This window comes from Pseudomonas sp. FW305-3-2-15-C-LB1 (genome assembly GCF_058787615.1).
In genome coordinates, this window is sequence record NZ_JBYSZX010000023.1 from 79,194 (window position 1) to 89,441 (window position 10,248).

The 10,248-nt window shown below is 58.5% G+C and carries 12 protein-coding genes; 5 read left to right on the plus strand and 7 right to left on the minus strand.

All coding sequences use genetic code 11. The features are described from left to right. Positions 1–480: 480 nt before the first annotated feature. Complete coding sequence (locus AC3WP7_RS28115) at positions 481–1,707, plus strand: methyl-accepting chemotaxis protein (protein ID WP_371917396.1); 1,227 nt, start codon at positions 481–483, stop codon at positions 1,705–1,707. Positions 1,708–1,827: 120 nt separating this feature from the next. Beyond that, positions 1,828–2,031, plus strand: a complete 204-nt coding sequence (locus tag AC3WP7_RS28120) for a hypothetical protein (RefSeq protein ID WP_071490052.1) — start codon at positions 1,828–1,830, stop codon at positions 2,029–2,031. 7 nt (positions 2,032–2,038) lie between these two features. Here the strand turns inward: AC3WP7_RS28120 and AC3WP7_RS28125 are convergent, their stop codons facing one another. The 3 genes from AC3WP7_RS28125 to AC3WP7_RS28135 form a co-directional block, all read right to left on the minus strand. Beyond that, complete coding sequence (locus tag AC3WP7_RS28125; RefSeq protein WP_102592866.1) at positions 2,039–2,275, minus strand: DUF2789 domain-containing protein; 237 nt, start codon at positions 2,273–2,275, stop codon at positions 2,039–2,041. Positions 2,276–2,342: 67 nt separating this feature from the next. Beyond that, the gene (locus tag AC3WP7_RS28130; protein WP_093513620.1) at positions 2,343–2,573 is read right to left on the minus strand and encodes a hypothetical protein; all 231 of its coding nucleotides are present in this window, start codon (positions 2,571–2,573) and stop codon (positions 2,343–2,345) included. A gap of 110 nt (positions 2,574–2,683) precedes the next feature. Further along, entirely contained in the window at positions 2,684–3,109 is a 426-nt protein-coding gene (locus AC3WP7_RS28135; protein ID WP_256572997.1) for a hypothetical protein, read from the minus strand. Positions 3,110–3,374: 265 nt separating this feature from the next. On the opposite strand from AC3WP7_RS28135, the gene AC3WP7_RS28140 reads away from it, so the two are divergent. Together AC3WP7_RS28140 and AC3WP7_RS28145 are read left to right on the plus strand one after the other, a co-directional pair. Then, the gene (locus AC3WP7_RS28140; protein ID WP_050554011.1) at positions 3,375–3,824 is read left to right on the plus strand and encodes a hypothetical protein; all 450 of its coding nucleotides are present in this window, start codon (positions 3,375–3,377) and stop codon (positions 3,822–3,824) included. A gap of 134 nt (positions 3,825–3,958) precedes the next feature. Then, positions 3,959–4,975, plus strand: coding sequence for an ABC transporter substrate-binding protein (locus AC3WP7_RS28145; protein WP_093126996.1), 1,017 nt, complete (start codon positions 3,959–3,961; stop codon positions 4,973–4,975). Between the two features lie 137 nt (positions 4,976–5,112). Here AC3WP7_RS28145 and AC3WP7_RS28150 read toward each other — a convergent pair whose 3' ends face one another. Next, positions 5,113–7,239 carry a TonB-dependent receptor gene (locus tag AC3WP7_RS28150; protein ID WP_102592867.1) on the minus strand — a complete coding sequence of 709 codons (2,127 nt, stop codon included), beginning with the start codon at positions 7,237–7,239 and terminating at the stop codon, positions 5,113–5,115. 95 nt (positions 7,240–7,334) lie between these two features. Next, positions 7,335–7,724, minus strand: coding sequence for a DUF2946 domain-containing protein (locus AC3WP7_RS28155; protein WP_058425722.1), 390 nt, complete (start codon positions 7,722–7,724; stop codon positions 7,335–7,337). Positions 7,725–7,817: 93 nt separating this feature from the next. Here AC3WP7_RS28155 and AC3WP7_RS28160 point away from each other — a divergent pair, with 93 nt between their 5' ends. Continuing rightward, entirely contained in the window at positions 7,818–8,255 is a 438-nt protein-coding gene (locus tag AC3WP7_RS28160) for a DUF3995 domain-containing protein (RefSeq protein ID WP_058425721.1), read from the plus strand. 160 nt (positions 8,256–8,415) lie between these two features. Here the strand turns inward: AC3WP7_RS28160 and AC3WP7_RS28165 are convergent, their stop codons facing one another. Continuing rightward, a complete protein-coding gene (locus tag AC3WP7_RS28165) occupies positions 8,416–8,799 on the minus strand; it encodes a hypothetical protein (protein WP_093127005.1) in 384 nt (127 codons plus the stop codon). 1 nt (position 8,800) lies between these two features. Continuing rightward, positions 8,801–10,248, minus strand: a 1,448-nt coding sequence (locus AC3WP7_RS28170; protein WP_146012725.1) for an RHS repeat domain-containing protein, incomplete at its 5' end; no start/stop codon positions are given.

Sequence of the window (10,248 nt, forward strand, 5' to 3'; positions counted from 1 at the left end):
ATCTGCTGCAAGCAACCCCACTAAAGGCCCATGGATAATGGCCCGATAGTGGCGTTTAATGCAGTGACAATAATGACAAGCAGTGGGGTAACGAAGATGGCTGGAGACGGACCTCTGATGGGTGCAGCCGTGTCACCGCAACCGGTGGCGCGCGGGCTGCCCGGCTGGCTCACGCCGTTGTTGCAGAGCACCGCCCTGGTGCTGGTACTGCTGGGCCTAGCGTTCGCTAGCTTGCCGCTCTACCTTTGCCTGCCACTGGTCCTATTGATGATCTGGCTGCCTCGCCTGAAAAATCGCACACCAGTGATTGCAGCTTCCGACGCCGCCGATGCCATTGGCGAGTTGACTCGTGATCTGTCGTATACCACCAGCCACAACGCACTTTCCGCCGCCGGCGTGGCCTATTCGGTCAAGCAACTGGCGGCGCGCCTGCAGTCGCAGTTGAGCGCGGCCAGGCAGATCGTCAGCAGTGCCGAGGTGATGATCGGCACCGAAAAAGTCACCTCCCAGCTCAGCCGTGAGGCGTTGGGGGCTGCGAGCCAGGCCCATCAGCGCAGCACCGAAGGCCGTGAAGTGCTGGCTCAGTCGATCAGCCGCATGCACCAGCTCAGCCAGCGGGCCAATGCCAGCCGTGAGTTAATTGAGGCCTTGAGCCAGCGCAGCGAGGAAATCCAGCGGGTGACCCTGGTGATCCAGTCCATCGCCAGCCAGACCAACCTGCTGGCGCTGAACGCGGCGATTGAAGCGGCGCGGGCCGGTGAGCATGGTCGCGGGTTTGCCGTGGTGGCGGATGAAGTGCGTGGGTTGGCCGGGCGTACTGCCACGGCCACCGATGAAGTCGGTGTGATGGTGGCCGACATCCAGCAACGCACTGCTCAGGTGGTAGAGCAGATTCGCCAGCTCTCGGCGGACCTGCACACCGGTGTCGAGCAGGTAGAGCACGCTGGCGAGCAACTGCAAAATATCGCCAGCCTGGCGGCGGATGTGGAAGGCCAGGTCAATGAAATCGCCCAGGGTACCGACACCAACCGCACCCAGCTCGACAGCCTGTTCCATGCCGTTGAGCAGATGCGCAGCGACCTGGCCGTCAGCGATCAGCAAACCCGCCAGCTGGCGGATGCTGCCGTACAAATGGAAGGCCAGGCCGAAACCATCAGCGAGCGCCTGGCGGAAGTCGGGCTGGATGACTATCACCAGCGCATCTATGACCTGGCCCGCGAAGGTGCCAGTCGGATTGCCGCGCTATTCGAAGCCGATGTGCAACAGAACCGCATCAGCCTGGACGACCTGTTCGACCGCAGCTATACGCCGATCGCCAATACCAGCCCAATCAAGTACCACACCCGCTTCGACGGCTACACCGACCAGGTATTGCCAGCGATCCAGGAGGCGCTGTTGCCGCGTCATGAAGGGTTAGTGTTCGCCATTGCCTGCACGCCCCAGGGCTATGTGCCGACCCACAACAAGGCTTTTTCCCAGGCGCTGACCGGCGATGCGCAGGTGGACGCCGTGCAGAACCGCACCAAACGCAAGTTTGAAGACCGTACCGGAATCCGCTGCGGCAGCCATCAGCAGGCGGTGTTGTTGCAAACCTATACCCGCGACACGGGTGAGCTGATGCACGATCTGTCGGTGCCGATCATGGTCAAGGGCCGGCACTGGGGCGGTTTGCGCCTGGGTTACAAGCCCGAGGCCGCGAAAGGCTGACGTTAGGATTATTGCCGTTTATGCAAGGGAGCTATTCCGGGAATAGCTTTTTCAAGCGGACGTAAAACCGTAGCATGGGCAACATTGTTAGCCAGCTAACTAATGCTGCGGAGAAGCGCCATGCAAAACAAAGTCGATGTCGCCGTGATGATTGGCAGTGGTGTACCGCATGCCTTGCGGGCATTGGGTCAAAAGGCCTGTTGGGTGGTATTGCTCAACGGTGAGCAGCGCGGCACGGCGTTCGCCAGTCGCGATGAGGCAGAGGAGTGCAGGGCTGCCTGGCAGGCTCTGATGCGCCTGGAGCAGTCAGACAGCCTGCATTGAGGGCTGTTTATTGCGATTGATGCAGGCGCTGGTTCAGCTCATCCACCGCGATAGCCCATTCGGCGTCGTCACGCAGTTCTTCCTTGAGAAAGCTGGCTTGTTGTGCAGACCAGAATGGCGCATCGATCAGTTTCACGCCTTCAGGCAACGGATGGGCGACGATAAATGCATCGATGGCGTCCGGGGTTGAATCCAGGCCCAATTGTTCAAACAGGGTTTCAAGGGTGGGGATTGGCGCGTCCATTTCGTTCTCCATGCAGGGGGGCGTTATGCATGGGAGGGTTGTAGCGCGGCGGAGTTCTATCGAATGTTCAGGAATTAAGGGCCCCGGCATCCACAGCAGTCTTTAACGCCCTGGCGGCCTCTTTTGCAGCGGCGGCGGCTGCGTCGACGGTTTTGAACCAGCGGTCTTTTTCCACTTGGTGCGTGGTGACAGTGGTCAGCGGTGGCTTGGCCCGCATCACGATCACTGCTTGAAACTCACCGTCTACTTCCCTTGCGTCGCCATGGATGAAAAATTCGCCGATATCAAATTCCGTCACGTAGAGCCTTCCCTTGGAGATAACTGCACTGGAGAAACCTGGCCCGTGGGGCGCAAACTTCAGTGGACGGGCCAGTATGGCAGTTGTTGCGGGTCGGCGGCGCGGTAAAGTTACCGGGCGGACGAAACGATAGCTCCATGTTGGGCGTGCAACACGGCTTCGAGTTTTTTGGCCAGTTCGCAGGCCTTGACATGGTCGCTGCGGAAGCCTTTGATGCGGCCACTGAGCACTTCGCGCACGTGGAAGAAGTTCCGGCCGGCAGGTACAACTTGGTAAAGAACCGAATCCGGGTACCCCTCGAAGCTGTTCAAGCGGTAGTATTGGGCCTCGTCCTGACAGGATGAACGGGTTTGCGAAGACATAGCGCTGTAGGGTGATCGTTGCATGGCCTGCTCCTTTTCGATCTTGCGGGATGACTGGATTGCAGCGTTTTGAGTGGTCTTGATCCATGCTGCTGTTTTAGTATTGTCGTCAGCAGTCAGCGTCCGGTTCCATGACAACGTGTTTATTTGTGTATGCATGTCGGAAAACTGCATTTTTAATTGGGTTATTCTCTGAAGTTGGTCGACCCGTATTCTCGGGCCGTTGAACCTGTGATCTCCTGTGGCGCCTGATGACCTTGCACAAGGCCCGTCGCGCATGTCTGTACTAGTCTTTCGGCTCGACAGCAGGATTTTCTTCAGTTTTTCAAAGAATGAGTTGTGTGATCGTGCCGTGATGGCCGTTTTTTGTGCTGCCCGCTCTGGCGGACAGCGCTCTTTTCCATGTGGGGGCGTTTCCTTGGCAGTCAGTAATCTGGATATGCACGCGTTGTTCGTGCTGGGTGATTTGCGCGCAAAGTTGGTCAAACAGTTCCAGTCCCGTTTTGTCTACATCACCGAGCAGACGCCGGAAGGCATTTACATCGCCGAAATCGATACCGAGGCGGCGATGGTGGTGGACGACAAACCACGCCTTGAGCTCAAGGTCGGCGACCATTTTCGTGCAGCGGTATTGCCCAGCCGTGAGGGCGGCAAGTTCGAATTGAAGTTCCGCGACATCAAGTTGACGGTGTATGGCCTGGGCGACTACGCCTTTGTGTCGTCGGCCGAAGGCCAGGGCATTGTGTTCAAGGAAGGCCACAGCGTGATGCTGGTGTTCGCCGCCAACGAGCAATTGCAGGAAGGCCTGACCAAAACCCTGAAGGCTGTGACCGGCAAGGCCGCCAAATGGCGCAAAGGCGAACTGGTCACCTTCAAGGCCAGTGAATAATCAGCAAAAAAACGCGAACACCCGTTATCTCCCGGAACCTCTACTACAGTTGAGTTGACTTAACTATTCAGAGGCTTCGCGCATACGCAGCAAAGCCGTCCGCCATTGGCTGCGATATCGCGAGGTGCGAAGGCATGAAAGGATTGAAAACGCTGTTGGCTGCGTCCCTGACGACCCTGGGGTTGTCAGTGGCCACGTTGCCGGTAAGCGCCGCCGAGGCGCCGGTACATTTTGCCGACCTGAACTGGGAAAGCGGCAGCCTGATCACCGAAGTGCTGCGGGTGATTGTCGAGAAGGGCTACGACCTGCCCACCGATACCTTGCCCGGCACCACCATCACACTGGAAACCGCCCTGGCAAAGAACGACATCCAGGTGATCGCCGAAGAGTGGGCCGGCCGCAGCCCGGTGTGGGTCAAGGCCGAGGCCGAAGGCAAAGTGGTGGGCCTGGGTGACACGGTCAAGGGTGCGACCGAAGGCTGGTGGGTGCCGGAATACGTAGTCAAGGGCGACCCCGCCAAAGGTATCAAGCCCCTGGCGCCGGACCTCAAGAGCGTGAAGGACCTGGCACGCTACAAGGATGTGTTCAAGGACCCCGAATCCCCCGGCAAGGGGCGCTTTCTCAACAGCCCCATCGGCTGGACCTCGGAAGTGGTCAACAAACAGAAGCTCAAGGCCTACGACCTGGACGACAGCTACGTGAACTTCCGCAGTGGCTCGGGCGCGGCACTGGACGCGGAGATCGCTTCATCGATCCGGCGCGGCAAGCCGGTGCTGTTCTATTACTGGTCGCCGACGCCGCTGATGGGGCGTTACAAGTTGATCCAGCTGGAAGAGCCGCCGTTTGATGCCGAGGCGTGGAAAACCCTGACGGATGCGGATAACCCTGATCCGAAGCCGACCCGGTCATTGGCGTCGAAGTTGAGTATCGGGGTCTCGACGCCGTTCCAGAAAGAGCATCCGCAGATTGCGCAGTTTTTCGAGAAGGTCGAGTTTCCGATAGAGCCGTTGAACAAGGCATTAGCGAGCATGAGTGAGAACCACACGGCGCCACGTGAGGTGGCCCAGGCGTTTCTCAAGGAGCATCCCGAGGTGTGGAAGGCCTGGTTGACTGAGGATGTGGCGCAGAAGGTTGAGGTGAGCCTGAAATAACCACGGATCTTTAAGTTCAATGTGAAGCAAGTGTGGGAGGGGGTTGTTACCGATTGCAGCGAGTCAGTCACCGCATGGTTGACTGCTCCAACACTATCGGGAGCAAGCTCCCTCCCACATTTAGTTGCATTCCAGGATCAGAACCGGGTCTGCACCGCCAACTCAAAGGTTCGTGGTGAGCCCAAGTAATACGCCGGCGACACATGGGCAAACTCGGCATACACCTCATTCGTCAAGTTGCGCACCCGGCCCGTCACCGAGGTGTGCGAATCCACCTTATAGCGCAGGAACGTTCCGAACAGGGTGTAGGCCGGCACTGTCTGGGTGTTGGCGTTGTCTGCATACACCTGGGCTACATATCGCGCGTCCACACCCCCTTGCCAGTCCTCGGCAAAATCATAGGTCAGCCACAGATTCCCCACGCGCTTGGGCACGTTGGTTGGCGTGTTGCCCTTGCGCGACACCACGGCGCCACTGGCGATTTTCTCGTTGAAGTCATCGTACTCGGCATCCACCCAGGCGAAGCTGCCTTCCGCCAGCAGCCTTGGCGTGATGCGCAGCGAGCTGGCCAGTTCGATCCCCTTGGATGACTGCGCACCGACCGGAATGCTGTTGGTGGGGTCCTGCGGGTCGGTGACGGCAAAGTCCTTGCGCTCGATCTTGTATGCGGCAACGGTGGCCGAGCCGCGCCCGTCCAGGTAGTCGAATTTGCTGCCCACTTCCCACTGCTTGCCCGTCGAGACATCAAACACTTGCGTGGTGGTGTTCGGTTGCTCGGCGGCGGTGCTGTATTGCACATACACATTAGCCGTTGGGATGAACTGATAGGTCAGGCCTACACGGCCGGTCACCGGTTCCCAGTTGCGTTTGAAGTGGCGGGGGTTGGTGGCGGTTATCGCACGGTGGTTGGTCACATCCAGGTCGATGGCGTCATAACGCAGGCCAGTCAGCAGCGACAATGTGTCGGTAAGGCCCAGGCGATTTTCCACGAACAGTGCCTTGGTGGTGACTTCGTTGGTCTTGTCCTTGCCGAAGCGTTCCCGGGTCCGCGGGAGGTCAAAGAAGTGTCCGGGGTCGAAGTTGTTCGGGTCTACCGTGCTGTTGCCTGGCACATTCCACGGAGTGTTGGTGGTGCTGTTGACTTTGTACTCGAAGCCGCCGGACCAGGTAGTCGACAGGCCAAAGAGGCTATCGTCGTGGCGCAGTTCGAACTGGTTGCCGTTTTGTTCGCCCTGATGACGTACCTGATAGGCCGTCGAGCGGTTTACCGCCGTGTTGTTCGCGTTGTACTGATAGGTTTCCAGGTTGCGGTAATCGCGTTGGCTGTCCAAATGGTAAAGGGTGTTTTTCAGCGTGGTGCTGTCGTTGAGCCGGTAGTCGATGATCGAGCGTGCCCAGATCGTGCGTTGTTCGTAGCGCCCGTCGGCGACGTTGTAGTTGTTGAACCGGTTGTGTCTGTCGATCTTCAACTCGCCTGCCTTGGGGTTGAGCACCGGTGTGCCCCAGTAGGGGCTGTCTTCGTGCTCATCCTGGTATTCCAGCGCCAGGGTGTGGGACAGGTCGGGCGTGAGGTCACTGAGCAGGGAAAACGCCAGGCTCCACGCGTCGCGCTGATCGCGGTCGATATAGCTGTGGTTGGTGTTGCGGCTCACATCCAGGCGTGCGTAATGCTGTACCTCGGCGCCAGGTTCGGTCAGGGCATGGTTGACGCCGAAGGCCATGCCGGCGGTGTCGTAGCTGCCGTAGGTGAGCTGGCCTTCGGCGGCCTGTTCCTCACGGGTGGCCAACTTGGTCACGTAGTTGAGCGAGCCGCCCACGGAGCCTGCGCCGTTGATCAGCGAGGAGGGGCCACCCACCAGTTCCACCCGGTCATAGATCCACACATCCACGGGGCGGGCCAGGCCGGTGGCGACGTTGATACCGTTGAACATCTGGGTGATCTGGCTGCTGGTAAAGCCGCGATAGGAAACAAACCCGCCAAACCCGGGCGGGGCGCTGGCGTTGACGCCGGGCAAGGTGTTGGCGGCATCGCGGAAGGTCTTGGCGCCATGGCGCTCGATGTCACTGCGATTGGCGATGGCCACCGACGCCGGGGTTTCCCGCACGCTCAAGCCCAACCGCGACGCCACGCCGCTGGATTGATCCAGGGCCAGGCCGGGTTCGGCGGCTTGCTCGCCATCGATGGTGGTCGGGGCCAACTCAAGGGCCCAGGCGCAGACAGGCAGGCAGCCGAACAGGCCTGCCAACAGGGGTAGATGTTTCATGGTTGAATCCTGAAAAACTTGGCTTGAAAACAATGCACAGCCGCCCGTACTTCCTTGCGGAAACGGTACTCAGTGCAGATCGGAAAGCGAAGGCATCAGGCGAAGGCAGGCGGCGCGCGCGGATTGGCCGCAGGCCAGGTGAAGCGGGCAGGGATATCGGCAGCCAGGACGATGGCCGGCGGTGGAGCATGGGGCTGTGGCAACACCGCCACGTTCAGGCTGGAACTCAGCGCCGGGCCCATGCCGCCGGTGGAACACAGCGGGCAGCCAAACGCCTTGGACAGCGTCGGCAAATTCTCTTCAGTGGAATTGGACGGCTTGGGCGCCTGGGTACGTGGGTCCACCGTACAAAACTGACCGCCGATGCCATTGAGCTGCATCCCGACCATCTGCCCATGCCCGATACTGCAGGCGAACACATTGAACAGGACGCAGCAGTAGAGCATCCAGGCAATGAGCGAGCGGTCGGCACGGGCAAGTTTCATGGGGCGGCACTTTACCATCAGCCGCCGACGAAATGCCTGCAAAAAATCTCAGGGCGACTATCCTGTTTCGCACCTTTTCAGGGAGAGCCAGCCATGAGCTTCGTTGTCGCACGATGGATTGTCGGCGTTTTTACCTGCATCAGCATGGTCCACCTGTACTGGGCCGCCGGCGGCAAACTCGGCTTCCAGGCCGCCATTCCCCAACTGCCCGGCGAATTTGCCAACGGACCCAGACCTGCATTCAAGCCCTCGGCACTGGGCACGTTCCTGGTCGCGATGGGGTTGGTGGCCATTGCACTGCTGGTGTGCCTGCGCGCCGGGTTGTACTTCTCGGCGGTATCCCATGGGGCGTTGCAGTGGGGCATCAGCGCGATTGCCGTACTGATGTTTGCCCGGGCGATTGGGGATTCGGAGTTGGTCGGGTTCTTCAAGAAGGTCGGTGGGTCGAGGTTTGCGAGGTGGGATACGTATTTTTATTCGCCGTTGTGTCTGGTGTTGGGGGTGGGGTTGTTGGTGGTGGCGTGGGGGTGAGGGATTAATGGATGGGTTCTAATCAGCTAGAATAAAAAAAAGAGGCCTGTTCGGCTTTTGACCGCAAAGATGTTTAGGTCGATTACTTTTCTTATGGTTGATGAGTTTGCAGGCATCTCGATGTAAATATTGCCCATTCTTGGCTCTGAGGTAGAAGGTATTAAATGTTTGTTGGATACAACAGGACTCTGGTTGCTCTCACGTCAACATAGCCTGATTTTTGAGTGACGGGGCCGTCTAGCTCAATCAGGAGTACTGAGCCGCCAAGCTTTAGTGCTGCACAATCTTTGTCCGAGGCGTGAATCAGCTCAGCTGTTATTTGAGTGACGCCGTTTGTATGGGATATTTTCGGAACTTTACTGGAGGAGGGGGTAATGTTTTTCCCCCAAGAGAAAATTTCATCCAGGTCGAACTCGACATCCACCTCATCGCCTAAATTTGGCGCGATGCCCACCCATAAAGCTGTGCCGCTACCCGCAGGTGAGTGGAAACTCACAAGCAAAGTTTCCGCGTCAGGCATCGCCTCGATAATTTTTATCTTCATTTCACTTCTTCGGTAGTGGGACTCTAACAACGGTGTTGTCTACATTTATGGTGCTGGTTTTAAGCTCAAGTGTCCATGTCTCCTCATGGTAGTGATGCTTGCTTGGTTTGCTGCTCATTTCGTGAGAGCCATAACGAATACTTCTTTTTGCATCACCGGAAACAATCCTGTCGCGATCGGGTTTTCCAGTGCGTGGATTGATGTTCGTGTGAGGACCTGGCCCTAGAAACTCATCCCACTTCCGGACGGTTTCTTCCGGTTTAATTGGTTTATTTGCATAGGTTTCTTTGTGGTATCCCATTTTAGGTGGGGTATTTGAGGTCGAGGGGCTGAACGGTTCGCCCTCATTGGTATTTGCTTTAGTTTCTGGTTCTTTAACTTCGGTGGTTGGTTTGCACTTATCTCCACCTGGACAGGCACTCAGTCCTAAAGGATCCACCCATCCCGTAGGATTGGGCACGTACTGGTAGGCATTGATCCCACCCGCCAGCTTCACCGGATCCGGCGTCAGGTACCGACCAACATCCGGATTGTAGTAGCGATGGCGGTTGTAGTGCAGTCCGCTTTCCTGATCGAAATACTGACCCTGGAAACGCAGCGGGTTGTCGACTTTTCCGATGTCGAGGCGGGTGATTTCCCCGTAGGCGCGGTAATGCGCCGACCAGACGATTTCGCCGTCTTGGGCAGTGAGTTCCTGCGGCGTGCCAAGGTGGTCGAGCTGGTAGTGGTAGGCCTTGGTTTCCTTTGGACCGAAGCCTTCCAGCAGCGCCAGCGGGCGAAAGCTGTCTGGTTCATAGAGATAGCTGCGATGCCGATCCGCATGGTGTTCGGCAATCAGTTTGTCGCCTTGCCAGAAGAACTCGGTGGTGATGCCGTCGACGGTTTTGCTGATGCGGCGACCAAACGGGTCGTAGCGGTAGCTGGCGGTCTGGCCGTTGGGCGTTTTAATGCCGATCAGACGATGCTGGCAGTCGTAGCGATATTCGGTGACGAGTGCGTGACCTTTGCCGCGTCGTTCGCGAATCAGGTTGCCGAAGGCGTCGTAGTCGTAATGATGGTCGCCCTGGATCATCAGGCGGTTGCCGGCGACGATGTCCGGGCCGGGGCGGTTGTGCATGAGCAGGTTGCCAGCCGAGTCGTGGCCGAAGCGTTCCTGCTCGCCTTGGGTGTGGTCGGCGCGGGTGAGGCGGTTGAGTGGGTCGTAGTGGTAGCGGTGTTCGCCCTTGCGGGTGTCGAGCAGGCGGGTGAGGTTGCCGGTTTTGTCGTAGTCGTAGTGGCGGCGGTATAGCGGGCCTTCGGCATCAACGATGCTCTGGTTGAACAGGTGGCCTTGGTGGTCGTGCTGGTAGTGGCTGAGCAGGTTTCCTTGGGCGCGTTGCTGTTCGCGACCAGCGTTGAACAGGTGTGAGGTGAGAACGGCGCCATTCAGTTCGACGGTGGCGAGGTGGC

Bases quoted from the DNA above. Each gene is read 5' to 3' on its own strand.
- AC3WP7_RS28115 (WP_371917396.1), top strand. From the start codon at position 481: ATGATCGGCACCGAAAAAGTCACCTCCCAGCTCAGCCGTGAGGCGTTG.
- AC3WP7_RS28120 (WP_071490052.1), top strand. From the start codon at position 1,828: ATGCAAAACAAAGTCGATGTCGCCGTGATGATTGGCAGTGGTGTACCG.
- AC3WP7_RS28125 (WP_102592866.1), bottom strand. From the start codon at position 2,275: ATGGACGCGCCAATCCCCACCCTTGAAACCCTGTTTGAACAATTGGGC.
- AC3WP7_RS28135 (WP_256572997.1), bottom strand. From the start codon at position 3,109: ATGCAGTTTTCCGACATGCATACACAAATAAACACGTTGTCATGGAAC.
- AC3WP7_RS28140 (WP_050554011.1), top strand. From the start codon at position 3,375: ATGCACGCGTTGTTCGTGCTGGGTGATTTGCGCGCAAAGTTGGTCAAA.
- AC3WP7_RS28145 (WP_093126996.1), top strand. From the start codon at position 3,959: ATGAAAGGATTGAAAACGCTGTTGGCTGCGTCCCTGACGACCCTGGGG.
- AC3WP7_RS28150 (WP_102592867.1), bottom strand. From the start codon at position 7,239: ATGAAACATCTACCCCTGTTGGCAGGCCTGTTCGGCTGCCTGCCTGTC.
- AC3WP7_RS28155 (WP_058425722.1), bottom strand. From the start codon at position 7,724: ATGAAACTTGCCCGTGCCGACCGCTCGCTCATTGCCTGGATGCTCTAC.
- AC3WP7_RS28160 (WP_058425721.1), top strand. From the start codon at position 7,818: ATGAGCTTCGTTGTCGCACGATGGATTGTCGGCGTTTTTACCTGCATC.
- AC3WP7_RS28165 (WP_093127005.1), bottom strand. From the start codon at position 8,799: ATGAAGATAAAAATTATCGAGGCGATGCCTGACGCGGAAACTTTGCTT.